Annotated in this window: 20 protein-coding genes; 8 read left to right on the forward strand and 12 right to left on the reverse strand. The window is 63.8% G+C overall.

What is annotated here, in order from left to right; genetic code table 11:
* Positions 1 to 4: 4 nt before the first annotated feature.
* From J3A71_RS10800 to glgA, 4 genes are read right to left on the reverse strand one after another with little or no spacing between them, the layout of a single operon-like run.
* Complete coding sequence (locus tag J3A71_RS10800; RefSeq protein WP_209952847.1) at positions 5 to 2,779, reverse strand: malto-oligosyltrehalose synthase; 2,775 nt, start codon at positions 2,777 to 2,779, stop codon at positions 5 to 7.
* The gene (gene malQ / locus J3A71_RS10805; protein ID WP_070086565.1) at positions 2,776 to 4,842 is read right to left on the reverse strand and encodes a 4-alpha-glucanotransferase; all 2,067 of its coding nucleotides are present in this window, start codon (positions 4,840 to 4,842) and stop codon (positions 2,776 to 2,778) included. The genes J3A71_RS10800 and malQ overlap by 4 nt, the downstream gene beginning before the upstream one ends.
* Complete coding sequence (treZ, locus tag J3A71_RS10810) at positions 4,839 to 6,581, reverse strand: malto-oligosyltrehalose trehalohydrolase (protein ID WP_096426536.1); 1,743 nt, start codon at positions 6,579 to 6,581, stop codon at positions 4,839 to 4,841. Before treZ ends, malQ begins: the two co-directional genes overlap by 4 nt.
* A 14-nt stretch (positions 6,582 to 6,595) precedes the next feature.
* Complete coding sequence (gene glgA / locus J3A71_RS10815; protein ID WP_016488156.1) at positions 6,596 to 8,155, reverse strand: glycogen synthase GlgA; 1,560 nt, start codon at positions 8,153 to 8,155, stop codon at positions 6,596 to 6,598.
* Positions 8,156 to 8,774: 619 nt separating this feature from the next.
* Here glgA and J3A71_RS31350 point away from each other — a divergent pair.
* A complete protein-coding gene (locus J3A71_RS31350; protein ID WP_231995278.1) occupies positions 8,775 to 9,524 on the forward strand; it encodes an RHS repeat-associated core domain-containing protein in 750 nt (249 codons plus the stop codon).
* A gap of 9 nt (positions 9,525 to 9,533) precedes the next feature.
* Here J3A71_RS31350 and J3A71_RS10825 read toward each other — a convergent pair whose 3' ends face one another.
* A complete protein-coding gene (locus J3A71_RS10825) occupies positions 9,534 to 9,701 on the reverse strand; it encodes a DUF6026 family protein (protein ID WP_016488155.1) in 168 nt (55 codons plus the stop codon).
* Between the two features lie 203 nt (positions 9,702 to 9,904).
* On the opposite strand from J3A71_RS10825, the gene gnd reads away from it, so the two are divergent.
* From gnd to J3A71_RS10850, 5 genes are all read left to right on the forward strand, one after another.
* On the forward strand, positions 9,905 to 10,888 hold the full coding sequence (gene gnd, locus J3A71_RS10830; RefSeq protein ID WP_016488154.1) for a phosphogluconate dehydrogenase (NAD(+)-dependent, decarboxylating): 984 nt from the start codon (positions 9,905 to 9,907) through the stop codon (positions 10,886 to 10,888).
* Positions 10,885 to 12,390: a glucose-6-phosphate dehydrogenase gene (gene zwf, locus J3A71_RS10835; RefSeq protein ID WP_095115628.1), complete on the forward strand. Its 1,506-nt coding sequence runs from the start codon at positions 10,885 to 10,887 to the stop codon at positions 12,388 to 12,390. Before gnd ends, zwf begins: the two co-directional genes overlap by 4 nt.
* A gap of 162 nt (positions 12,391 to 12,552) precedes the next feature.
* Positions 12,553 to 14,349, forward strand: coding sequence for a glycoside hydrolase family 15 protein (locus J3A71_RS10840; protein WP_016488152.1), 1,797 nt, complete (start codon positions 12,553 to 12,555; stop codon positions 14,347 to 14,349).
* Between the two features lie 144 nt (positions 14,350 to 14,493).
* Positions 14,494 to 14,850: a VOC family protein gene (locus J3A71_RS10845; RefSeq protein WP_023047436.1), complete on the forward strand. Its 357-nt coding sequence runs from the start codon at positions 14,494 to 14,496 to the stop codon at positions 14,848 to 14,850.
* Positions 14,850 to 15,470, forward strand: a complete 621-nt coding sequence (locus J3A71_RS10850; protein WP_096426983.1) for a TetR/AcrR family transcriptional regulator — start codon at positions 14,850 to 14,852, stop codon at positions 15,468 to 15,470. The genes J3A71_RS10845 and J3A71_RS10850 overlap by 1 nt, the downstream gene beginning before the upstream one ends.
* Before the next feature lie 177 nt (positions 15,471 to 15,647).
* Here the strand turns inward: J3A71_RS10850 and preA are convergent, their stop codons facing one another.
* From preA to hydA, 3 genes are all read right to left on the reverse strand, one after another.
* A complete protein-coding gene (gene preA / locus J3A71_RS10855) occupies positions 15,648 to 16,922 on the reverse strand; it encodes an NAD-dependent dihydropyrimidine dehydrogenase subunit PreA (protein WP_023047434.1) in 1,275 nt (424 codons plus the stop codon).
* Positions 16,923 to 18,290 carry an NAD(P)-dependent oxidoreductase gene (locus tag J3A71_RS10860; protein WP_096426535.1) on the reverse strand — a complete coding sequence of 456 codons (1,368 nt, stop codon included), beginning with the start codon at positions 18,288 to 18,290 and terminating at the stop codon, positions 16,923 to 16,925.
* A gap of 67 nt (positions 18,291 to 18,357) precedes the next feature.
* Positions 18,358 to 19,797 carry a dihydropyrimidinase gene (gene hydA / locus J3A71_RS10865; RefSeq protein WP_096426534.1) on the reverse strand — a complete coding sequence of 480 codons (1,440 nt, stop codon included), beginning with the start codon at positions 19,795 to 19,797 and terminating at the stop codon, positions 18,358 to 18,360.
* 345 nt (positions 19,798 to 20,142) lie between these two features.
* On the opposite strand from hydA, the gene J3A71_RS10870 reads away from it, so the two are divergent.
* Complete coding sequence (locus J3A71_RS10870) at positions 20,143 to 21,648, forward strand: NCS1 family nucleobase:cation symporter-1 (RefSeq protein ID WP_096426533.1); 1,506 nt, start codon at positions 20,143 to 20,145, stop codon at positions 21,646 to 21,648.
* Positions 21,649 to 21,659: 11 nt separating this feature from the next.
* A complete protein-coding gene (locus J3A71_RS10875; RefSeq protein ID WP_096426532.1) occupies positions 21,660 to 22,943 on the forward strand; it encodes a Zn-dependent hydrolase in 1,284 nt (427 codons plus the stop codon).
* Between the two features lie 141 nt (positions 22,944 to 23,084).
* Here J3A71_RS10875 and J3A71_RS10880 read toward each other — a convergent pair whose 3' ends face one another.
* The 4 genes from J3A71_RS10880 to J3A71_RS10895 form a co-directional block, all read right to left on the reverse strand.
* On the reverse strand, positions 23,085 to 23,624 hold the full coding sequence (locus J3A71_RS10880; RefSeq protein WP_096426531.1) for an AAA family ATPase: 540 nt from the start codon (positions 23,622 to 23,624) through the stop codon (positions 23,085 to 23,087).
* A 35-nt stretch (positions 23,625 to 23,659) separates the two neighbouring features.
* The gene (locus tag J3A71_RS10885) at positions 23,660 to 24,619 is read right to left on the reverse strand and encodes an MBL fold metallo-hydrolase (protein WP_096426530.1); all 960 of its coding nucleotides are present in this window, start codon (positions 24,617 to 24,619) and stop codon (positions 23,660 to 23,662) included.
* Between the two features lie 16 nt (positions 24,620 to 24,635).
* Positions 24,636 to 24,941: an NIPSNAP family protein gene (locus J3A71_RS10890; RefSeq protein ID WP_063422611.1), complete on the reverse strand. Its 306-nt coding sequence runs from the start codon at positions 24,939 to 24,941 to the stop codon at positions 24,636 to 24,638.
* Between the two features lie 69 nt (positions 24,942 to 25,010).
* On the reverse strand, positions 25,011 to 25,556 hold the full coding sequence (locus J3A71_RS10895) for a lipocalin family protein (RefSeq protein WP_096426529.1): 546 nt from the start codon (positions 25,554 to 25,556) through the stop codon (positions 25,011 to 25,013).
* Between the last annotated feature and the right edge of the window lie 45 nt (positions 25,557 to 25,601).

Here is a 25,601-nt window from a genome sequence, read left to right on the forward strand (position 1 = left end):
ATGCTCAAGATTGTTGTATCAACACGTTGACCGGGAACTCCGCGAGCACGGTGCTCAACATCAACTCCTTGGAAGAGCTGACCGCCGCGCCACGGAAAAGTCCCGTCGAGTTGGCAGGCGACAAGGCAAACGGCAGTACCACCCGGGTGTCGTCCCAGTTCTGTGCCGGGATCAACGGTGTAGCAGCGCCACCGAGCAAGCCGCTGGCCAGGCGCGGGGCGACGACGACGGCGTGTTCACCTTCACCCACGCGCGCAAAGGCAATCACCTTGTCCGCATGCCTGCCCTGTACGGTCAGTGGCAGGTAGGCGCCACGGCGAAACAGTTCGGCGTGGGCCTGGCGGCAGTCCAGCACCCGTGCGATCAAGGCCTGCTTGATGCGGCCGTCGCGCCAGTGCGCCAGCAGCTCGGCTAGCGGCGTGGCGTCGTCCAGGGTGCGACGCCTCGAAGCGTAGTCCACGGGGCGGCGGTTGTCGGGGTCGACCAGGCTGAAGTCCCAGTATTCGTTACCCTGGTACAGGTCGGGCACACCGGGGGTAGTCATGCGCAGCAGGGCTTGGACCAAGCCATTGAGGGCGCCGGGGCAAGCCAGCAGTTGCGCGGCATCGGCCACGGATTTGCGCAGTTGCTGGTGTTCGCTGCCTAGCAGCAGGCTATCGATGTAGCGGGCACAGGCACTTTCGTAAGCCTCGTTCGGCGCGCTCCAGCTGCTGCGTAACTTGGCTTCGCGCAGTGCCTTCTGCTGCCACTGACGGATACGCTCGGCGTATTGGTGCAGGGCGGTTTCGTCGTGCAGGTCGAGCTCCAGCGGCCAACTGCCGAGCAGGGTTTGCAGCAGCATCAGCTCGTCGCCGGGGCTGGGTGCCAAGCCATCGTTCAGCTGCGCGCGCAGCGGTTCTGCCAGTTCACGCCAATGTTCCACTCGGCTGGCCAGCCACGGGGCGCGTTCGCTAAGCACGGCCAAGCGTGCGCGAGTGTCTTCGCCGCGCTTGTGATCATGGGTGGCGGTGGCCAGCAGGTTGTCGGGGAAGTCGCGCAGGCGCCGCTGGGCTTCGTTATGGAAGTGCATGGGCGGGGCGCTGAAGTGCTCGGCCTCGAAGCCTACGTCGTTGCGCGACAGCAGCCGGGCGCTGCGGTAGAAGGCAGTGTCTTCCACGGCTTTGGCCGCGCTCGGCGCGGTCAGCTGCTGGAAGCGCACGCAGGCGTGGCGCAGTTGCTTGCGGGCGCGGCCCGGTGGCAGCCGCTTCCAGGCTTGGCCCCCCAGCCATTGTTCAAGGTGGTCCAGTAGCGGCCAGTCGGCTTCGCCGAGGTCGTGCCGGGCGTTGGCCAGCGCCTGCTGGAAAAACCCTTCGTCTTCAGCGGGGCGCCCGCAGGCGTTGAAGTAGGTACGGTACACGGGGTAATGCGCTACCACTGCCTGCAAGGCCCGGCGAATGCCGCCCAAGGTCAGGTCGCGGGTCATCAGGTCGTTGCGCGCGACCTGCAGCAGCGCCTGGGCGACCGATTCGCAGTCACCGGCGAGGCTGGCATTGAGCACAAGGTAACGCGCCTGACGCACTTCTTCAGGGAAGTCGGGCCGTTCGGTGACGTTCGCCCATAGCTCGGTGAGTGGCGTTTCGCCGGACGGGTCGTGCTGCAGCAGCGAGACCTGGTTCATGAATTCGTAGCCAGTGGTGCCGTCGGTGAGCCAGTCGCGGTGCAGGTGCTCGCCTGCACCGAGGATTTTTTCCACGTAGATCGGGAAGTGCTCCAACGCAGCCTGCAAAGGCCTTTGCGCCAACAGGCTATCGACCCGACGGCGCAGCTTGCGGCAATAGCCGCGCGGGTCGGCCAGGCCGTCGATATGGTCGATGCGCAGGCCATCCACCAGGCCGCGCTCGATCAGCTCGAACAGCTTGGCGTGGGTGGCCTCGAACACCACCGCGCGCTCCACGCGCAGGCCGCCCAGCTCGTTGATGTCGAAGAATCGCCGCCAGTTGATGTCATCGGCGGCGGTGCGCCAGCTGGCAAGGCGGTAGGTCTGGCGCTCCAGCAGCAGGTGCAAGCGTTTGAAGCCGGCCTCGCTGCGGCTGTCGAAGGCCACCAGGGCCGATTCAAGGTCAGCCCCTTCACGCACCAGGCGTGCCAGTTCGGTTTGTAGCGGGAGCGCTGCGGCCAGTGGTGTGGGTGACTCGTTCAACGCAGTGAAATGTTCGGCCAGGGCCTTGAGCGCAGGCTCCGGGCTGAGTGCGAGAATCCAGCCGTAATCGACTGGGCAGATCGGGAAACTATGCTCGTAATGGACCACGTGCAGCAGCCCCTGCTGCTGGTCGAACTGCAGTGGGATTTCGCCGTTCTTGAGTGCCACGCCATAGTCACTGCCAAGGAACGGCAACAACAGTTGCCCGGCCAGTAGCGGGTCGCTGGAGTGCCACTGGATATCGAAGAACTCGGCATACGGGCTACGCCGGCCCCAGGCCAGCAGGCTTTGCCACCAGGGGTTATCGGCACCGCCCACGGCCATGTGGTTGGATACGGTGTCGAGAATCAGCCCCATGCCATGCTGGCGCAGGGCCGCCACTAGCCGCTCCAGCGCCGCTTCGCCGCCCAGTTCGGGGTTGACGCAGGTCGGGTCGACCACATCGTAGCCGTGGCGGGAGCCGGCGCGGGCCTTGAGGATGGGCGAGGCATACAGGTGGCTGATACCCAGCTGGGCGAAGTACGGCACCAGCGGCACGGCGTGATCGAGGGTGAAATCACTGTGAAACTGTAGGCGCAGGGTCGCAGTCAGCGGCTTCATCGGTCACGCTCCCAGGCCTGTTCGCGGGCCTGGGCCAGCAGCTCCAGGCGCCGTGCGGCATCTTCGTCATCGAGCAGTTCTGCCACCGGTTGGGTGAAGCGCCGCCTCCAGTTAGGGTGCCCGGCTGTAGTGCCTGGCAGGTTCGGCTGCTCTTCGCAGCCCAACAGGTCTTCGAGCGGTACCAGCACCAGGGGCGCACGGGTGTGGCCAACGAAGCGGATGGCCGCGTCGATCACGGCGTCGTTGTCCTTCAGTTCGCCGTAGTTGGCCTCCAGGGTGCGGCGCAGGCCGTCGTGTTCTTTCTGGCGGTCTTGGCGCCAATGCAGTTCGGTGGCAGCGTCGATCAGTTGCAAGCGGTGGCTCCAGTCGATGTCGCGGTTTTCCAGCCAGCCGGCCAGCGGGGCCAGGTCGTGGGTGCCGGTTGTGGCAAGGGCGCTGTCTGGCCAGTCCAGAATGGGCTTGAACTGGCCTGGCTGGGTCTGTTCGAAGGGCAGCACGCGCATGCCCAACACTGCTTTCTCGGCAAGTGTTTCGCGCAGGCCGTCGGGCACGGTGCCCAGGTCTTCGCCAAGGATGACTGCCTGGTGGCGCACCGACTCCAGCGCCAGCAGGCGCAACAGGTCGTCCAGCGGGTAATTGAGGTAGGCGCCTTCGCTGGGCTTGGCCCCCTGCGGGATCAGCCACAGCCGGCGCAGGCCCATCACATGATCGATGCGCAGGCCGCCGGCATGTGCCAGGTTCGCCCGCAGCATCTCGATAAAGGCGCGGTAGCCATTACGCTTGAGGCCCTCGGGCGAGAAGGCGCAGATGCCCCAATCCTGGCCGGCGCGGTTGAGGATGTCGGGCGGCGCACCCACGGTCAGGCCGGCCAGCAATTCATCCTGGCGGCTCCATGCCTGGCTGCCGGCACCGTCGGCACCCACCGCCAGGTCGGCGATCAAGCCCACAGCCATACCGTTGCCGCGGGCTGCCTCCTGAGCACGTTGCAGGCCGCGTTCGGTCAGCCATTGGCAAAAGGCATGGAACTCGACCTTGGCCGGGTAAGCATTGGCGAAGGCCGCCACTTCCGGGTGATAGGGGTCGTGCCAGGCCTTTGGCCAGTTGCGCCAGTCGGCGCCCAGGCCGTGCTCTACAGCCTGTGCCTGCAACACCTCGAAGCGGCAGTGGTGCTCCAGGGCCTGGCCACCGGCCTCGCGGAAGCTATCGAAATCCCTGCGCAGCGGATGGTCGCCATGGCTGAACCCGTGGTACAGCGCTTCAAGCAAGCGCAGGCGGGCACTGGCGGCGCGTGGCCAATCAACCAGTGGGCGTTGCTCCAGCTCTTCCAGTTGTTGCTCCAGTCCGCAGGCTTCAATGGCCATGCGCACCTCCCGCTCACCCAGCAGGGCTGCGGGGCTGGCATACAGGGTGTTGAGCAGCAGGCGGCTGGAGGGTGAGTAGGGGCTGTAGTGCTCTTGGTCGATGGCCGACAGTGCATGAATGGGGCTGATGGCCAAGGCATCGGCACCGCGCTCGGCGGCCAGGCGGGCCAGCTGCTCCAGCGCCAGGCAGTCGCCGTAACCGCCATCGCCGGGCCTGCGCAGGCTGTACAGCTGCACTGCCAGGCCCCAGCAGCGTGGGGGGGGCTGCACGTTGTCTGCAAGGCTGTAGCAGCGCGGCGGGGCCACGGCCACGGTGAAGCGGCGGCTGTCTATTTCCACCTGGTGGTAGCCAATGGGCAGGTCACCTGGCAGGCGTGCCTGCTCGTCCAGGCTGAGGGTAACCGAGGTTTGGTCTTCCAAGGTGCAGCGGGCGACGCTGGCAGCGCTGAAATAGCGTGACAGCGCCAATGGCTGGCCTTGGTCGGCGGTCAGCAAGGGCGGCAAATGTTCGCTGTCTTCGGCGGCTTCTACCGCGCGCAGGCTGGCGGCAATGGCCGTGTCATCGCTGGCCGGGTGGCCAAGGCCTGCGAGTAGCTTGCACAGCACCTCGTCGCTGACGCGCTGGGGCCGGGCGTTGGCGTCGATCCAGTCGCGGCTTAACCCGACGCGGTTTGCCAAGCGGTGCAGGGCGGTTTCGCTCATGGGCGCTCCTGGTCAGAGGGAAGCAGGCTGACCACGCAACTGTACGGGGCCAGTTGGCTATCAGGGTGTTGGGTGTCGCTGGTGTCGAACAGCCGGGTGGCGGCAGCGGGCAGTTCGACGGCCTGCGCAGTTGCCGCCAGGTTCAGGTCGATGCGCAGGGTATTGCCATCGCCCAGCCGCCAGCGTGCGGTCAGCGCTTTGTCGCCATGCACCTCGGCCCCCAGTGAGCGGCTACCGGGCAGGTGCGGGATGACGTGGCGGCGGCGCAGGGCCAGCAGTTGCTGATAAAGGCCGTGCCAGCCGGCGACCACTTCCTTGTTTTGCGGGCGGGAAGACTCGAAGGTCTGTTCGGCGTTGGGGTCGGGAATGTGCTCTCGCTGCTCGGGGTCGGCGAACGCGGTGAAATGGGCGAACTCGCCACGGCGGCCTTCGCGCACAGCGTCTGCCAACGCGTCATGGAAGTCGGTAAAGAACAGGAACGGCCGGCAACTGCCCTCGTCGTCGCCCATGAACAGCAGCGGGATCATTGGCGCCAGCAGCAACAGGCCAGTGGCTGCGCGCAGGGCCGGTGGCGGGCACAGGCGGGTCAGGCGTTCGCCCAAGGCACGGTTGCCGACCTGGTCATGGTTCTGCAAGAACAACACAAAAGCGCTGGGCGGCAGGTGCCCGCTGGGTTCGCCGCGTGGCGTGCCATGGCGGTTTGCCTGGCCCTGGAACACGAAGCCCTCGGCCAGGCAGCGCGCCAGCTGGTCGATGGGGCGTTGCTTGTAGTCGGCGTAGTAGCCTTCTGTTTCGCCGGTCAGCAGCACATGCAGGGCATTGTGGCCGTCGTCGTTCCATTGCGCATCGAAACCCTGTTCCAGCAGGGCGGCCTGGTTGTGCTCGTTCTCCAGCACTAGCCACACGTGCCGCCCCGGTTCTACGGCGGCGCGTACACGCTGGGCCAGCTCAATCAGGAAATCGGGCTGGTCGATGGCATGCACGGCATCCAGGCGCAGGCCGTCGCAGCGGTAGTCGCACAGCCACATGAGCGCGTTCTGGATGAAGTACTCGCGCACCTGCGGGCGGCGGAAGTCGATGGCCGCGCCCCAGGGTGTCTGCCGGTCTTCGCGGAAGAACGCGCTGGCGTACTGGTGCAGATAATTGCCATCGGGGCCAAAGTGGTTGTACACCACATCCACCAGCACCATCAGCCCTTCGCCGTGGGCCTGATCGACCAGTGCGCATAACTGCTCGGGGCTGCCGTAGGTATTTTGAGGCGCGTAGGGCAGCACGCCGTCGTAGCCCCAGTTGCGCTCGCCTGGGAACTGCCCCAGCGGCATCAGCTCGACAGCACTGATGCCCACCTCGGCCAGGCGCTGCAGGTGCCGGGCAACCCCGGCGTAGCCGTCGAGCAAACCGACATGCAGTTCCTGAATCACCGCTTCGTGCCACGGCCGGCCTTGCCACGGGTGTTGCCAGGGGTAACCGGCCACATCCACCACCTGGCTTGGGCCTTGTACGCCTTGGGGCTGATAACGCGAAGCCGGGTCAGCCACCTGGAGTTCGCCGTCGATACGGTAATGATAAAGGTCGCCAGCCTTGCACGGGGCAACGCCGGTGAACCAGCCATCGTCATCGGCCAGCAGCGCCACGGGCGGCTGCTGCTCCAGTTCCACGCTCACGCTGCGCGCATCCGGCGCCCAGAGGGCGAAGCGCGCCGACGTGGCGTCCATTAAGTGTGCGCCATGCCTGTGCATCTTCTGACCCTCGCTCAGTAATGGCTCAGCTGTGCCTGCTTGACCAGGTCCTCGTAAAGGCGGGCGTAGGGCTCAACCGCCTGGCACCAGTTGAAGGGTTGGGTCATCGACAGGCAGCGCATGGCGTTCAGCAAGTCCTTCTTGCCGTACACATAGAAGGCGCGGCTGAGTGCCTCGCGGTAGCTCTCCACGGTCGACTCGTTGAACAGAAAGCCCGTGACGCCGCACTCGATGGTGTCGGCCAGGCCACCGGTATTGCGCGCCACCGGCAGCGAGCCGAAGCGTTGCGCGTACATCTGGCTGAGGCCACAAGGTTCATAGCGTGACGGCATCAGCAAGAAGTCGCTGCCGGCGAACATGCGCCGGGCGTCGGTCTCGTTGAAGCCAATACGCACGCCGATGCGGCCCGGGTGGCGCAGCGCCAGCTCGCGCATGGCCTGTTCTTCTTCCGGCTCGCCACGGCCGATGATCGCGATCTGCCCACCTTGTTCGACGATGTAGTCGGCCACACCCAAGGTCAGGTCCAGGCCTTTCTGATAGACCAGCCGTGACACCACGGCGAACAACGGGCCTTCTGATTCCTCCAGGCCGAACAGCTCGCGTACCTCATGAGTGTTGCGCGCCTTGCCTTCCCAGTCGTTGATGCTGAAGTTGTGTTGCAGGTGTTTGTCGGTGGCCGAGTCCCAGCTTTCGTCGATGCCGTTGGGGATGCCGCCAAGCAGGCCTTGCTGGGCTTTGCTGGCGAGAAAACCGTCCAGGCCGCAGCCGAATTCCGGCGTGGTGATTTCCCGGGCATAGGTGGCGCTGACGGTGGTGATGTGGCTGGAGTAAGCCAGACCAGCCTTGAGGAACGACAGCTTGCCGTAGAACTCCATGCCTTCCTGCTGCATGGCGTGATCGGGAATCGCCAGCTCCGGGCTGCAACCTCGGCTGTACACACCCTGGTAGGCCAGGTTGTGGATGGTGAACAGGGTGGGCGTGTTCAGCCCGCGCCAATGCATGTAGGCCGGGGCCAGGCCCGCGGGCCAGTCATGCGCGTGCACCACTTCTGGCGTCCAGTGGATCTTGCCTTCGCCAGCTGCGATTTCGGCAGCAGCCAGGCCCAGGCGTGCGAAGCGGATGTGGTTGTCGGGCCAGTCGCGACCATTGTTGGCACCATAGGGTGTGCCGTCGCGCTGGTACAGCTCGGGGCAGATCAGCACATAGATGACCAGGCCGTCGGCCATGTCCATACGCCCGATCTTGCACGGCGGCAGGGCCGCGTGGCCGCCTAGCTCACCCACGATGTGGATCGGGTTGTCACTTTCCATCACCTGCCGGTAGCCAGGGATCAGCACCCGCACATCGTGCAGGTGGGCCAGGGCACGGGGCAGGGCGGAGGACACGTCGCCCAGGCCGCCGGTCTTCACCAGGTCTGCGATTTCCGAGGTCACGAACAGAATCTTGCGCATGTTCGGGTTGTGCTGGCGCTGGGCGCCGGGTGCCTTGCCTGTCGTGGCGAAATCCGGGGTGAGCGGCTCGCGGTTGTCCGGTTTGAATGAATCTACGTGAGGCTCGACAGCGGCACTGATCATACTTCTCTCCGTCCCTATGCTTGGCCGGGTGCTGGCACCCGTGACGATATTGCGTGTTGGTTCTCTCTGTTTCTGGATTCTGCGTAGTGCGTTCCATGCCCCAGGTTCGTGCGCGCAGGCACAACGCGATCAGCACTCCGGCCGAAGGCGATTGGACTGGTTGGGATGGGTGGGCCGAGCCAGGGAATGTCCCTTGCGTTTGGCCTACTTAGTTCCTGACCTGCCGGCGTTTGCGAAAGTTCGACTTTTTTTCGTCGCTCTTCCGTTGAGCAAATGGCGGGCCGAAACCCGAGTGTAGGAGAGAAAAAGATAAAAAGGTGACCCATTGGTCACTATTGCTATGCGCGGAATAGACGCAAACGTTGGCGTATGTGACCGGATGTGAAAAGAGGTGGGCGAAGGCAGTGCGGGGTGTTTGGAGGATGCGCCAAATTGTGGCTAGGGTGGGGTAACGCACCATGATGGTGCTAGCAGCAAGTCACTTCTTCATCGTGGACAACCCGGTCATCATGGCATTGGATTCTCTACGCGCAGTGAATCCCTTGGCTGGCATTTCTGACAGTTGTGTCATTCAGGGCTAGGGCACCACCATTGTGCCGATCTCCCTAGGACGAAGGTCATGGAAAAAATTGATCAGCTGACCTCAGTGCATAAGCACTCTTCAGGCATCCCTTATGCACCCTATGGATACTCTGTGTGGCTCGACTCATCTCTGAGCTTCAACGCTCAACACAGGGATTTGCACTCAAAATTTTACCTGCTCGGTAACGGGTATCGGGGATATAAGCCCGAACTTATGCGGTTTAACTCACCCGATACGCTCAGTCCGTTCGGCAAAGGGGGGGCGAACGCATACGCCTACTGCGCTAACGACCCGGTGAATCGCCTGGACCCCTCAGGCCATTTCTTCAAATGGTTGAAACGGGGTGTAGCCAGCATTTTTGGCAACTCCGGCAGGTCGCCAGGACGCCGAACAGATTCAATCACCGCTACTACCCTAAGCGAACCCGGTTCAGTTAAGCGGAGTTCAGATCTCTCTTTTGGGGCGCCTTCGGGAGGTAGCGGTGCGAGTCACGTTCAAACAACGTTCGAGGAAATTCAGCGTCTTGAACGCGACATTATGGATGTGAGGGTTTTTTCGCCGCAAAATCCTCGTGAGGTCAATGCTCAGCTCGAAACCCTATCTGTTTTGCAGCATCGACTTGCTGATGCCCACAAGCGGATTAAACCGAGCGATCAGGTATGGCTAGCCTTGCATGTACGGGAAAGGATTCGTGAAACAAAAAATCACGGATTATCCGTCTCAGATTCAGCCAGCTGGCACAGCCATAGTGAGTTGCGATTGCGCATTACCAGAAACCTGATTTGAAGAAATCGATCAGAGGCTTACAGCCTTTTCGCCATCACGTTGTTGCGCCAGCAACAGGTTCAACTGGGCGACCTGTTGGCGCAACTGGTCACGTTCGTCTTTCAGTTTACGCAGCTCATCACGGCGCACGGAGACATAAAGTGTCTGGGTTGGGGTTGCAGGCATCAAGGTACCCATGAGCACACCTCGCGGTTTTGGCTGGTGACAAGTCAAAGCGTAGACGCTTCACGCGGGGCGCATTCTGAATTCTTTTGCAGTTGGTGGGAACTTTTTTGTTTATCGTGGTCTTGCCGTTCGTCGCTGAACCCTCGGGCGGCAGGCTGGACTAATCTGAAACGCTGGACTGTGTTGTCATCCATTTCGTAAGGGAGCATCGGCTCATGCAATTGGGAATCGTCGGGCTGGGCCGCATGGGCGGCAATATCGCAAGGCGCCTGATGCGCGCCGGCCACCGCACCGTGGTGCACGACCGCAACCGCGAGGCCATTACCGGGCTGGAGGGCGAGGGTGCCCAAGGCGCGCACGACCTTGGTGCGCTGGTACAAAAGCTGAAAGCCCCACGCGCAGTGTGGGTGATGCTGCCGGCCGGCGAGCCCACCGAGCAGACCATCGCGCAGTTGGCTGACCTGCTGGAACCGGGCGATGCGATCATCGACGGCGGCAATACCTTCTACAAGGACGACATGCGCCGTGCTGCCGAGCTGGCAAAACGCGGCCTGCATTACCTGGACGTCGGCACTTCTGGCGGCGTATGGGGCCTGGACCGTGGCTACTGCATGATGATCGGCGGCGAAAAGGACGTGTTCGAGCGCCTGGAGCCACTGTTCAAGGCGCTGGCCCCGGGCGTGGGTGACATCCCGCGTACTCATGGCCGCAGCGGCGAGCATCAGCGCGCCGAGCACGGCTATATCCACGCGGGCCCACCCGGCGCCGGGCACTACGTGAAAATGGTGCATAACGGTATCGAGTACGGCCTCATGCAGGCCTATGCCGAAGGCTTCGACCTGCTGCGCAGCAAAGGCGGCAACGAGCTGCCGCAAGACCAGCGCTTTGACCTGAACGTGGCCGAGATCGCCGAGGTGTGGCGGCGTGGCAGCGTGGTAACCTCATGGCTGCTCGACCTCACCGCCGATGCCTTGGTGGCCGACCCGCAGCTGTCGCAGTTCAGTGGCTCGGTATCCGACAGTGGCGAAGGCCGCTGGACCATCGATGCCGCCGTTGAGCAGGCGGTGCCGGTGCCGGTGCTGTCCAGCGCACTGTTTGCGCGCTTCCGCTCGCGCCAGCAGCAGGGCACGTATGGTGACAAGATCCTTTCGGCCATGCGCCTGGGCTTCGGTGGCCACGTCGAGAAGAAAGGCGAATGACCAAACAGACCATTCCAGCCGCGCCTCCCTGTACCCTGTTCCTGTTTGGCGCCAATGGCGACCTGGTCAAGCGCCTGCTGATGCCGGCGCTATACAACCTCAGCCGCGACGGTTTGCTGGACCGCAACTTGCGCATCGTTGGCGTGGACCACAACCCGGCCAGCGCCGAGGAATTTGCAGAGCGCCTGCATGCGTTCATGCTCGAGCGGGATAAAGGCGGCGAGGGCAGCGCCAAGTGCCTGGACGAAAAGCTCTGGGCACGCCTGGCCAAGCGCCTGGATTACCAGACGGGCGATTTCCTCGACCCGGCCACTTACCAGGCCCTCGCCAAGCGCATCGACAAAACCAGCCACGGCAATGCCATCTTCTACCTGGCCACCTCGCCGCGTTTCTTCCCCGAGGTGGCGCAGCGCCTGGGGCAGGCCGGCTTGCTCGACGAGTCTGGCGGCGGCTTTCGCCGCGTCGTGGTCGAGAAGCCATTCGGCACCGACCTGGCCAGCGCCGAGGCGCTCAACGCCTGCCTGTTGAAAGTGATGGGCGAACGGCAGATCTACCGTATCGACCATTACCTGGGCAAAGAGACGGTGCAGAACATTCTGGTGAGCCGCTTCTCCAACGGCCTGTTCGAATCGTTCTGGAACAACCACTACATCGACCACGTGCAGATCACCGCTGCGGAAACGGTCGGCGTCGAAACCCGTGGTGCGTTCTACGACAGCACCGGGGCCCTGCGCGACATGGTTCCCAACCACCTGTTCCAGTTGCTGGCGATGGTGGCCATGGAGCCGCCGGCTGCGTTCGGGGCTGACGCGGTGCGCGGCGAAAAGGCCAAGGTGGTCGGTGCTATTCGCCCATGGTCGGCGAAAATGGCCCTGAAGAACTCGGTACGCGGCCAGTACAGTGCCGGCAAGCAGGGGCGCAAGCCGCTGCCCGGTTATCGGCAGGAGCCCAATGTCGCGCCTGACAGCCAGACCGAAACCTACGTGGCGCTGAAGGTGATGATCGACAACTGGCGCTGGGCCGGCGTGCCGTTCTACTTGCGCACCGGCAAGCGCATGAGCGTGCGCGACACCGAAATTGCCATTTGCTTCAAGCCCGCGCCGTATGCGCAGTTCCGCGAGTCGGAGCTGGAGCGGCCCAAGCCCAACTACCTGAAAATCCAGATTCAGCCCAACGAAGGCATGTGGTTCGACCTGCAGGCCAAACGGCCAGGGCCGGAGCTGGTGATGGAGAATGTGGAGCTGGGCTTTGCCTATAAAGACTTCTTCAAGATGACCCCGGCGACCGGCTACGAGACGCTGATTTACGACTGCCTGACCGGTGACCAGACCCTGTTCCAGCGGGCTGACAACATCGAGAACGGCTGGCGAGCGGTGCAGCCGTTTCTCGATGCCTGGGCCCAGGATGGCGAGGTGCATCAGTACCCGGCCGGTGAAGACGGGCCTGACGCTGGCAATGAATTGCTGACCCGCGACAAGCGCGAGTGGCACCGCTTGGGCTGACCTGATCAAGCTGGGTTGCCTGTGCCGGCCGCTTCGCGGGGCAAGCCCGCTCCCACAGGTACTGCACACGGCTTAAGTGCAGTAGGGTTCCCTGTGGGAGCGGGCTTGCCCCGCGAAGCGGCCGGCACAGGCAACAAACCGGTTCAACCGAAAGGAGACTCAATGCCTGCCCACATCGAAGACTATGCCCTGCTGGGCAACTGCCGCAGCGCCGCCCTGGTCAGCCGCGATGGCTCGCTCGACTGGCTCTGCCTGCCACGCTTCGACGCCCCCGCCGTGTTTGCGGCCCTGCTGGGCAACGAAGAAAACGGCCGCTGGCGCGTGGCCCCCTGCGACCCCGTCGAGCACAGCAGCCGCCAATACCTGGACGACACCCTCGTGCTGGAAACCACCTGGGTCACTGCCACCGGCCGTGCCCGGGTGCTCGACTTCATGCCGCTGGGCGACGTCAATTCGGTGGTGCGGATCGTCGAGGGTCTCAGTGGCGAAACCAATTTTGAAATGGACCTGGTCATGCGCTTCGACTACGGTCGCAGTGTGCCATGGGTGGAACGGCTCGCCCCACTGACCCTCAGCGCCGTTGCCGGCCCTGACCGGCTGATCCTGTGCAGCACCGTCCCCCCGCATGCACTCGACCACCATACCGTCGCGCGCTTTCGTGTTGGCACGGGCGAGCGCCAAATCTTCAGCCTGCGTCACCAACCCTCGCACCTGCCCGTGCAGCCCGACTGCGATATCGACCAGGCTTTTGCCCAAACCGTCGAGCAGTGGCAGGCCTTCGCCACCCGCTGCCCGCAGGTAGGGCCATACACCGCCCTGGTGCGCCGCTCGTTGCTCACCCTCAAGGCCATGACCTACGCCCCCACGGGTGGCATCGTCGCCGCCGTCACCACCTCGCTGCCCGAGCGTGTGGGTGGGGAGCGCAACTGGGACTACCGCTTCTGCTGGCTGCGCGATGCCACCATGACACTGCTGGCCTTCATGAACCTCGGCTACTTTGACGAAGCCCAGGCCTGGCGCGAATGGCTGCTGCGCTCGGTGGCCGGCAACCCTGAGCAGATGCAGATCATGTATGGCCTGGCCGGCGAGCGTGACCTACAGGAATACACCTTGCCGTGGCTGGCCGGTTACGAGCATTCGCAACCCGTGCGGGTAGGCAATGCCGCGTCGCAGCAGATGCAGCTGGACATCTATGGCGAACTGGCCGATGCCATGTCCCAGGCGATCAAGGGCGGCTTGCCGCGCCATCCGCGCAGCGCCGCCATCTCCCGCCTGATCATGCCTTACGTCGAAGGCATCTGGCGCGAGCCGGACGAAGGCATCTGGGAAGTGCGCGGCGGCCGGCAACAGTTCGTGCACTCCAAGGTGATGGCCTGGGTCGCCTTCGACCGTGCCGCAGGGTTGGCCGACACCACTGAAGAAGGCCGCGAGCGCGGGGACCATTACCGCCAGGTGGCTGACGACATTCACCGCGAAGTTTGCGAGAAAGGCCTGGACCCCAGTGGCCGGTTTTTTGTTCAGGCGTACGGCTCGTCCGAAATGGATGCCAGCCTGTTGCAGATCGCCCTGACTGGCTTCTTGCCCGCAGATGACCCACGCTTTTTGCGCACGCTGGAGCAGGTCGAACAGCGCCTGCTGAAGAACGGCCTGCTGATGCGCTACGACAGTGACAGCTGCAGCGACGGCCTGACGCCGGGGGAAGGCACCTTCCTAGTGTGCTCGTTCTGGCTGGCAGACGTTTATGTATTGTTGGGGCGCCAGGCTGAAGCCGAAGCGCTGTACCAGCACCTCACCGGCTTGAGCAACGACCTTGGCTTGCTGGCGGAACAGTACGACCCGGCCGGTCAGCGCATGCTCGGCAACTTCCCCCAGGCGTTCAGCCATATCGGCATCATCAACACCGCACTTAATCTTCATCGCGCACAGTGCCCGGTGCGGGACCGGGCGAGTTGCGGATAGACGTGCTTCTGATCGCAACCAATGGGTGACGCATCAAGCCATCGCCATCAGCCTGTAATCACACGGATGTTTCAGGCCGCCTGATATAAAAGTGTGAAACGACCGGAGTAGACTAGGCCAAACCCCCTACGGCACGGAGCACACATGGGCATTCGCGGTACTGACCGGCAGATCGACAACATCGAGTTCAATGTCAGCGACATCGCAAGCAGCAAAGCCTTCTATGGCAGCGTGTTCGGCTGGGCGTTCACCGACTATGGGCCTGCCTATACCGAGTTCAGTGACGGCCGGCTGACCGGTGGCTTCACCACCGGCGAGCCAGTACGCCCGGGCGGGCCATTGGTCATCTTGTACGCCGACGACCTCGATGCCACACAGCAGCGGGTCGAGGCCGCCGGGGCGACAATCAGCCGGGCGACCTTTGCCTTTCCGGGCGGGCGTCGCTTCCATTTCATCGACCCGGACGGCTATGAACTGGCGGTGTGGACGGCCCAAGCCTGATGGCCAACCACAAGATCGAAATCCGCCGACGCAATATCGAGAAAATTTTGCAGGCGGCGGAAAAGGTGTTCGCCGACAAAGGTTATGGCGCCACGTCCATGGGCGATATCGCCGAGCAGGCCGAATTGCCGCGCTCCAACCTGCATTATTACTTCAGCACCAAGGACGAGCTGTTCCGCGCGGTGCTGCAGGACCTGCTGGATGTGTGGAAGCAGGACGCACTGTGCTTCGAGAACTTCGACGACCCGCGTGTGGTGCTGACCAGCTACATCAGGGCCAAGATGGGCCATTCGCGCTCGCGGCCACTGGGCTCGAAGATCTGGGCCGAAGAGATGCTGCACGGGGCGCCTGTGCTTGGGGTGAACCTGGATGACAGCCTGGTGCCCTGGGCGAAATTGAAAGAAGCCAAGATCCGCCGTTGGATGGAGGAGGGGCGTATTCTGCCGGTTGAGCCGTCGGCATTGCTGTACATGATCTGGGCGTCCACCCAGCACTATGCCGACTTCGGTTACCAGGTGCAGTTGCTCAATGGCGGCGAGATGCTGTCGGACATGGCGTTCGAGAGTGCGGTGCAAACGGTGACCAGCGTGATCTTGCGGGGGATCGGGCTGGAGCCCTGACCCGAGACTCCAGCCTGACGCGGTCCATTGTAGGAGCGGCCTTGTGCCGCGATGGGGCGCGAAGCGGCCCCGTCAATTTCGGCGGCGAAGCTCAAACCCCAGGGCCGCTTCGCGCCCCATCGCGGCACAAGGCCGCTCCTACACCGATCGCGTTGCGGGTTCAGGCAGTGATCTACCTCAACTGGCCTCGCGGTAGGGGTTACGCGGGTCCTGTGTCCAGTTCAGGTACGGTTTGCCGGTATCCTGCGCCTGCATCTCGATGCAGTTTTCAACCGGGCAGGTGATCTGGCACAGGTTGCAGCCCACGCATTCCTCCTCGATCACGCTGTAGGCATGGGTGCCATCTGCCTTCAGCGTGCTGGCAATGGCCTGGTGTGAGGTGTCCTCACAGGCAATGTGGCAGCGCCCACAGCCAATGCAGGCGTCCTGGTCGATGTGCGCCACCGATTTGTAGTTGATGTCCAGGTACTTCCAGTCGGTGGTGTGCCCTACCGCCTGGCCACGGAACGCCTCGAGGGTGCGATGCCCATGCTGGTCCATCCAGCGCGCCAGGCCGTCCTTCATGTCCTCGACAATGCGAAAGCCATGCAGCATCGCTGCCGTGCACACCTGGACGGCGCCACTGCCCAGGGCCATGAACTCCGCCGCATCACGCCAGTTGCCGATGCCGCCAATGCCGCAGATCGGTAGGCCACGCGTCTGCGGGTCGCGGGCAATTTCTGCCACCATGTTCAGGGCAATCGGCTTTACGGCCGAGCCGCAGTAACCGCCATGGGTGCTTTGGTCGCCGACGATGGGGTGGGCCACCATACGGTCCAGGTCGACGCTGGTGATGGAGTTGATGGTGTTGATCAACGACACCGCATCGGCCCCGCCACGGTGGGCGGCGCGGGCCGACTGACGGATGTCGGTGATGTTGGGCGTAAGCTTCACGATCACCGGCAGCGAGCAGTAGGTCTTGCACCAGCGGGTGACCAGCTCCACATACTCAGGCACCTGGCCGACCGCCGCACCCATGCCGCGCTCCGGCATGCCGTGCGGGCAGCCGAAGTTCAGCTCGATGCCATCGGCACCGGTGGCCTCTACCAGCGGCAGGATGAACTTCCACGAGTCCTCGACGCACGGCACCATCAGCGACACGATCAATGCCCGGTCGGGCCAGTCCTTCTTTACCTGGGTGATTTCACGCAGGTTGATTTCCAGCGAACGGTCGGTAATCAGCTCGATGTTGTTGATGCCCTGCACCAGGCGGTTGGCGCCGTAGTGCGCCGAGTAGCGCGACGACACGTTGACCGCTGCCGGGTCCTCGCCCAGGGTTTTCCAGACCACGCCGCCCCAGCCAGCCTCAAAGGCGCGGACCACGTTGTAGGCCTTGTCGGTTGGCGGTGCGGAAGCCAGCCAGAAAGGGTTGGGTGCCTTGATGCCGGCAAATACGATAGACAAGTCGGCCATTTACGCTGCCTCCACGTTGAGCATGAGTTGGGCATGGATGGCTTCGGCGGCCAGCTTGCCGTGCTGCACAGCCTGGACAGTGAGGTCCTGGCCCAGGGCCGTGCAGTCGCCGCCGGCATATACGCCCGGCAAGCTGGTCTGCAGGGTGTGGTCAACGCGGATGCGCTCACCGTCCCGGGCCAGTTGTGCAGCCACCGGGTCGACGAGGCAGGCATCGTCGAAGCGCTGGCCGATGGCCTTGAAGATGGCATCGGCCTGCAGCTCGAAGGTTTCGCCAGTGTCGCGCAGTCGGCCGTCCGTTAGTTCGGTGCGGGCAAAGCGCATGCCGCGCACCTTGCCGGCGTCATCCAGCAGCACGGCGTCGGGGCGCGCCCAGGTGTGCAGGCGCACCTGGTTAGCCTTGGCGATGTCCTGCTCGTGGCCGGTGGCGCCCATGTCGGCGTGGCCACGGCGGTACACCAGGTTGACGTCGCGGGCGCCCAGGCGGCTCATCTGCACCGCCATGTCGATGGCCGTGTTGCCGGCGCCGATGACCAGGCAGCGGTCGGCCAGCGGCAGCTGGCTCAGGTCGGCTGCCTGGCGCAGTTCACGGATGTACTCGGTGGCGGCGAGCAGGCCGGGTGCTTCCTCGTCTGGCAGGCCTAGCTGGCGCACGGCATTCAGGCCGAGGCCGAGGAACACCGCATCGTACTGGTCGCGCAGTTCGCCCAGGCTGAGGTTGCCGCCCAGGCGCTGGCCATGGCGTATTTCGATGCCGCCAATGCCCAGCAGGAACTCCACTTCCCGCTGGACGTAGTCGTCGACCAGCTTGTAGCGGGCAATGCCGTACTCGTTGAGGCCGCCCGCCTTGTCGCGGGCCTCGAACACCACCACGTCATGCCCGTGCATGGCCAGGCGATGGGCGCAGGACAACCCGGCAGGCCCGGCGCCGACCACGGCGATGCGCTTGCCGGTAGCCGGTGAGCGCGTGAACGGGTGCTCGGTGAAATGCGCGTTGTCCAAGGCGTAGCGCTGCAACTGCCCGATCAATACGGGTGCACATTCCTGGGCGTTGTTGCGCACGCAGGCCTGCTGGCAGAGGATTTCGGTGGGGCACACGCGGGCGCAGCTGCCACCCAGGATGTTGGCCGAAAGGATGCGCTCGGCGGCGCCTTGCAGGTTTTCATCGCTGATGCGGTGGATGAACGACGGGATGTCGATGTCGCTTGGGCACGCATTGACGCAGGGGGCGTCATAGCAGTACAGGCAGCGCGCGCTTTCGACGGCGGCCTGGCGAGCGGTGAGGGGTGGGGCCAGGTCGCTGAAGCGCTCGGCCAGCTGGTCGGCGCCGGCCCGGGGGCGCGGCAAGTGGTTCAGGGCGTCGATCACGGTTGTAGCCTCTCTCTTTATTATATTTGGCTTGCCGGCGATGGGCTGCGCAGCAGCCCCAATGGCCTCAGCGCTGAACGGGCGTCGGGCGCTGCTGTTCGGCGCGTCGCCCCAGCACCTCGTACACCGACGGATACGCCGGCCGTTCCACATACCGCCCCGCCCCGGCCTCGGCGCGCAGGTCGCCATCGGCCCAGAGCACCTTGCCCTGGCTGATGGTGTGGCTGGGGACCCCGCGCACAGTGCGGCCTTCAAAGATATTGAAGTCCACCCGCTGGTGGTGGGTCTGGGCCGATAGAGTGCGAGTGCCCTGCGGGTCCCACAGCACCAGGTCGGCGTCGGCACCCACGCGGATGGCGCCCTTGCGTGGGAAAAGGTTGAAGATTTTTGCCGTGTTGGTGGAGGTCAGCGCAACGAACTCATGCATCGACAGGCGCCCGCTGTTGACACCGGCATCCCACAGCACCGCCATGCGGTCTTCGATGCCGGCGGTGCCGTTGGGGATGCGACTGAAGTCGTCGCGGCCCATGGCTTTCTGTTCGGCGCAGAAACAGCAGTGGTCGGTGGCCGTGGTGTGCAGGTTGCCCGACTGCAAGCCGCGCCACAGCGCCTCCTGGTGCTCGCGCGGGCGGAACGGCGGGCTCATCACGTAGCCAGCGGCAGTGGCCCAGTCCGGGTCACGGTAGACGCTGTCGTCCAGCAGCAGGTGGCCGGGCAAGACTTCGCCGTAAACCGGCTGGCCCTTGGCGCGTGCATAGGTGATTTCATCCAGTGCTTCACGGCTGGAAATGTGCACCACATACAGCGGCGTACCAATGGTTTCGGCAATACGGATGGCGCGGCTGGCCGCTTCACCTTCCACTTGTGAAGGGCGCGAAAGGGGGTGAGCCTCTGGTCCGGTCATGCCCTGGGCAAGCAGTTTTTTCTGCAGGTGGTACACCAGTTCGCCGTTCTCGGCATGCACGGTGGGCACCGCACCCAGTTGCAGGCAGCGCTCGAAGCTGGCCACCAGGGTGTCGTCGGCGGCCATGATTGCATTCTTGTAAGCCATGAAGTGCTTGAAGCTGTTCACCCCATGCTTGGCTACCAGTTCGCCCATTTCTTCAGCCACCTGTTCGCTCCACCAGGTGATGGCAACGTGGAAGCCGTAGTCGCTGGCGCTCTTCTGCGCCCAGCCGCGCCAGGTGTGGAAGGCCTCCAGCAATGACTGCTGCGGGTTGGGGATGACGAAGTCGATGATCGACGTGGTGCCGCCGGCAAGGCCCGCTGCGGTGCCGCTGAAGAAATCCTCGCTGGCCACGGTGCCCATGAATGGCAACTGCATGTGGGTATGCGGGTCGATGCCGCCGGGCATCAGGTACTGGCCGCTGCCGTCGAGGATTTCACAGTCGGTGGGCGGTTCGAGGTTTGGCCCGATGGCACGGATCAGGCCATCGACACACAGGACATCGGCGGGGTAACTCTCTTCGTGGGTGACCACGGTGGCGCCACGGATCAACAGGGACATGCCGTTTTTCCTCGCAGGCTGACCGGTCTGGGCCGGTTCTTGGAATTGTCTCGGGTGTAGGGCAGGCAGGGCGGTTAATCCTGTCAGACCTGACAAGATTCGAGGCTAGATGCTGATTTGGGAATCTTCAAGAAAATTTTCCTATTATTTTTGTGGTTTTTAACTGTTTGAAATTTAACACTTAATTTTTATTGACCTGCTGACTTCGGGGGTTTCAGGGGTTATTGACTGACTTGACAAGATGGAATTCTGGTCAAGATTTCTAAGCACCAATACGCGTGTGTACTCCGGCCATCGAATTAGCCCGATGAGCAAACAACTACAAGAAAATCTGGAGAAGGGCCCATGCAACAGAGCAGATCGGAAGTGGTCGAGCAGGATGGCCTGTTTGAGCTGTCCGAGGGCAGTGATGTCCTCGACAGCCCGCGCTACAACCACGACATCGCGCCGACCAAGGTGCACCAGCGCACCTGGAACAAATGGCACATCACTGCCCTGTGGGTGGGCATGTCCATTTGCGTACCCACCTACACCCTGGGTGGCGTGCTCACCGCCTACTTCGGCCTGAGCGTTGGCGAAGCGCTGCTGGCGATCCTGCTGGCCAACGTGATCGTGCTGATCCCGCTTACCCTCAACGCCTTCCCAGGCACCAAGTACGGCATCCCGTTCCCGGTGCTGCTGCGTTCGTCGTTCGGCATCCTGGGCTCCAACGTACCGTGCCTGATCCGCGCCGTGGTTGCCTGTGGCTGGTTTGGCATCCAGACCTTGTTCGGCGGCTTGGCCATTCACCTGTTCCTGGGTTCGGTGTTCGATGGCTGGAAGGCCTTGGCCGGTACTGGCGAGGTGATCGGCTTCATGATCTTCTGGTGCCTGAACCTGTGGGTGGTGCTGCGCGGCGCCGAGTCGATCAAGTGGCTGGAAACGCTCTCGGCACCGCTGCTGGTGGCGGTGGGTGTCGGGCTGCTGTTCTGGGCCCTGCCGCACATGTCGATGACCGAGCTGCTGGCGCAACCGCCCAAGCGGCCGGAAGGGGCGAGCGTGGTCAGTTACTTCTGCGCCGGGCTTACGGCCATGGTCGGCTTCTGGGCCACTTTGTCGCTGAATATTCCCGACTTCAGCCGTTACGCACGTAGCCAGAAAGACCAGATTCTTGGGCAGATCTTCGGCCTGCCGCTGACCATGTTCCTGTTCGCTTCGCTGGGTGTGGTGCTGACCGCCGCGTCGGCGTCTTTGGTGGGCGAGACGGTGTCCGACCCGGTCAGCCTGATCGGCAAAATCCACAGCCCGTTCTGGGTGGCCCTGGCCATGGCGCTGATCGTGATTGCCACACTGTCGACCAATACGGCGGCGAACATCGTGTCGCCGACCAACGACTTCCAGAACATTGCCCCACGCCTGATCGGGCGCAGCCGTGCGGTATGGCTGACCGGCTTTATCGGCCTGGCGCTGATGGGCCATGAACTGCTTAAGAAACTGGGCCTGATTGTCTCGGACCTGAGCCTGGAGAGCGTGTACTCCAACTGGCTGCTCGGTTACTCCAGCCTGCTCGGGCCGATTGCCGGGATCATGGTGGTGGACTACTTCCTGATCCGCCGGCAGCAACTGGACCTGGCCGGGTTGTACCGCGACGACGTGTACCCGGCGTGGAACTGGCCCGGGTTTGCGGCCTTTGCCTTGCCGGTGGCGCTGACGGTAATGGCGATTGGCAACAGCAGTTTCAGCTGGTTCTACGACTACGGCTGGTTTACCGGCTCGCTGCTGGGCGGCGCGCTGTACTACGTCTTCGCCAGTTTGGCTGTGGGCGCGGGTTCGCCCGCGAAGCGGCCCGCAGCGACAACAAAAAAAGCCTGAAGGAGAAACCCGTGACCCCAGTCAAAGAGATCCTCAAGACCACCGCCCGGCATGTCGACAGCAACCGCCTGTGGCAATCGCTGATGGACCTGGCCCGCCTCGGTGCCACCGCCAAGGGCGGCGTCTGCCGCCTGGCCCTGACCGACCTCGACCGCCAGGCCCGCGACCTGTTCGTGCAGTGGTGCGAGGCGGCCGGTTGTTCGGTCAGCATTGACGCTGTCGGCAACATTTTCGCCCGCCGCCCGGGGCGTAACCCCAAGCTGCCCCCGGTAATGACCGGCAGCCATATCGACACCCAGCCCACGGGCGGCAAGTTCGATGGCTGCTTCGGGGTGATGGCCGGGCTGGAGGTGATCCGTACGCTGAACGATTTGGGCGTGGAAACCGAAGCACCGCTGGAAGTGGTGGTGTGGACCAACGAAGAAGGCTCGCGCTTTGCCCCGTGCATGATGGGTTCAGGGGTGTTCGCCGGCAAGTTCACCCTGGAGGAAACCCTGGCCAAGCGTGATGCCCAGGGCGTCAGCGTTGGCGAAGCCTTGAACGCTATCGGCTATGCCGGCACCCGCGCGGTGCTGGGCCATCCGGTTGGGGCTTATTTCGAAGCCCATATCGAACAGGGCCCGATCCTTGAGGACCAGGCCAAGACCATCGGCGTGGTGCTCGGAGCGCTGGGGCAGAAGTGGTTCGACCTGACCCTGCGCGGCGTCGAAGCCCACGCGGGCCCGACACCCATGCACCTGCGCAAGGACACCCTGGTCGGCGCTGCCGCCGTGGTGGAGGCGGTCAACCATACCGCCCTCGGCCACCAGCCCCATGCCTGTGGCACTGTGGGTTGCCTGCAGGCGTATCCAGGCTCGCGTAACGTGATCCCGGGTGAGGTGCGCATGACCCTGGACTTCCGCCACCTGGAGGGCGAGCAACTGAGTGCGATGATCGCCGAGGTGCGCGGGGTGATCGAGGCAACCTGTACCAAGCATGGCTTGAGCCACGAACTGGTGCCTACGGCCGACTTCCCGGCATTGTACTTCGACAAAGGCTGTGTCGATGCCGTGCGCGCCTCGGCGCAGGCGCTGGGGTTGCCGCACATGGACATTGTCAGTGGCGCGGGGCATGACGCGATCTTCCTGGCCGAACTAGGGCCAGCGGGGATGATTTTCGTGCCCTGCGAAAACGGCATCAGCCACAACGAAATCGAGAACGCCACGCCCGATGACCTGGCGGCGGGCTGCGCAGTGTTGCTGCGGGCGATGCTGGCGGCGTCGGAGGCGATTGCCAGCGGGCGCTTGGCGGCCTAGCACCTCGGGCATCAGGCGACCGCGCTTTTTGTGGGAGCGGCCTTGTGTCGCGATCGGGCTGCGCAGCAGCCCCAGGGTTTGGAAGTAAACGCTGATATCGCTGGGGCTGCTGTGCAGCCCGATCGCGACACAAGGCCGCTCCTACAGGGACCGCGCTGCTGGTGCTGGTTGTATGAGGCCTTCCACAAACGCCGCAATCTGCCGGTCACCACGCAGATGCACAACCGGCACCTGCGGGCCGATTGCCTGGCGGTTGGCTTCGATACCTGGCCGATAGCCCCGGTCGAACGTCCACACAAACTTCAGGAAGGTCAGAAACGCCCGGTCCAGCCGCTCGGTACACCCAGCCGGCAGGTCTGGCCGTGGCTTGTTCAGCACACTGCGCAGGATGACCCGCTTCAGGCATGTCAACCGTGGTGTATCCAGCCAGATAACCAGGTCGGCCCGTGGCAAGCGCAGGTCGAAGGTGCGGCGGCTGTAGTTGCCCTCGCATACCCACGCTTGCCCGCTAACCGCATCGCGTACCCGGCTGCGAAAGGTCTCGGCATCCGGCTCTACCCAGCCGGCCTCCCAGAACAACGTGTCAAGGTGTACCACCGACGCCCCCAGGCGGGCGCCGATCTGCCGGGCCAGGGTCGATTTGCCACTGCCGGCGTTGCCCAGAATCACGATGCGTTGCATGACCAAGTCCTTTTGGAAAAACCGGCCATGTTAATTCATCCGGTCAGCTCAAGACAGCCATCCCGGCCAAGGTGATAGCGCTGCAGGTCCTGCGCCAGGGTCAGGTGCCCGCTGTAGTGGACGAGGGCTTCGTCACGCACGTTGTCGATATTCGGGCTGCGCCTTGGGTCGCTCTGGTAGCGGGCGCTGAAATGCGTCAGCACCAGGTTGCGCACGCCCGCCGCTTCGGCAAAGCGCGCCACCGCCGCTGCAGTACTATGGCCGAAGGTGACCCCGGTGCGTTCGACCACGGCCTGGGTGAACGTGGCTTCGTGCACCAGCACATCCGCGCCTTGGGCAGCGTCGGCCAGCAGCTCGGGGGTATCGTTGTCGCCGCACACGATCACCCGCCGCGGTGGCCGTGAAGGGCGCAGGTAGTCGTTACCGTTCAGCAACTGCTCGCCATGCTGCACCGCCAAACCCTTGGCCAGCTCGCCCCACAGCGGGCCACGCGGTATGCCTTCGGCTTCCAGGCGCGGGATGTCCAGGCGCGGTTCGGGGTTGATTTCGGTGAAGACGAAGCCCACGCTCGGCACCCGGTGTGAGAGCTGCACGGTGGTCACCTGCACGGTATCGTTGTGCCATTCGACCAGCTCCTCCACGGCCAGAAGGCGCAGTTCGAACGGCAAGAAGGTATCGCTGGCGGCCAGGCCCTGGCGCACCCAGTCATGCAGCGCGGCGGGCAGGATCAGCTCCAGCGGTTGGGTACGCCCGCTCATGCCGGCACTGGCCAGCAGGCCGGGCAGGCCGAAGCAATGATCGCCGTGCACGTGAGTGATGAAAATGGCGCGCAGGTCGCGGATCGACAGCGGGGTACGCAGCAGCTGATGCTGGGTGCCCTCGCCGCAATCGACCAGGTACCAGCCGCTGCCACTGGCCTCGATCACCGCCGTGGCGCTGACATTGCGTGCCTTGGTGGGGACCCCGGCGCAGGTGCCCAGGAACAGCAGGTCCATGTGCAGCCTCCTTGTATCAGCCCAGCAGCGGTTTCAGGAAGCTACGCTCATAACTGAGGATGAAGCGTTGCTCGGTGGCTGTGGCTACTGCAGCGATGCATTCCGGGTCGGTCTCGGCCTGCCTGCGGTACTGCTCGTAGGCCGCCAGGCTGGGGAAGCTGAACAGGCAATACGCGATGTTGTTAGCCCCTTCAGCAGGCAGGAAGTAGCCGTGATGCTGGCCGCCCATGCGCGTGACGAGGCCAATCCACTGGCGTGAATAGGCCTCGAAAGCAGGCAACTGGAAAGGGTCGACGATGTATTTGACATGGCAGGTGATCAACGCACTCGCTCCTTCGAGGTATGACGGCCGCACACCTTAGCCGCATTGCTGCCAGCCGTCGACGGCCTGCTAGTCTCCCTGCCGCCAGATGAGCTTGCTGGTGTCATAGCCTTGCTCCCGGGCGATCGTCAGCAGTTGCTCGCGCTGCTGGTCGGTCACCGCAGGCGTGCGCGAAAGCATCCACAGGTACTCGCGATTGGGGTGGCCGACCAACGCCACGCGGTAGTCCTTGTCGTGGTACAGCACCCAGTACTCGCCCTTGGTCAGGCCCGGTGCCAGGCGGCTGAACCAGTTGTCGAAGCGCACCCACAGCTTGTCGGTGTTGCCCGGCTGCTGGGCCTCGGCGATGCCCTTGGCTTCGTTCCACTGGCCGTCCTTTTCCTTACAGCGGTTGGTTACATCGATCCGGCCATCCGTGCGCAAGCCATAGTGCGCTTCGGACTGCACGCAATTGCGCTGGAAGAACATCGGCAACCGCGCCAGTTCGTACCAGGTGCCCTGGTAGCGTTGCAGGTCGACCTGCTGGGTGCGCGGCGGCGCCGGTTGATCGGTGCCGGCGCAGCCGAGCAGCGCCAGGGTCATGCAGGAAAGCAGCAGCGTGGTACGCAGCGCCATGGTTGACCTCCTTGAGCGGATAGGGGCTTACCTGTGTTTCGATGC

The sequence above is a fragment of the Pseudomonas sp. PvP089 genome (assembly GCF_017875165.1).
Lineage (GTDB): Bacteria > Pseudomonadota > Gammaproteobacteria > Pseudomonadales > Pseudomonadaceae > Aquipseudomonas > Aquipseudomonas fortuita.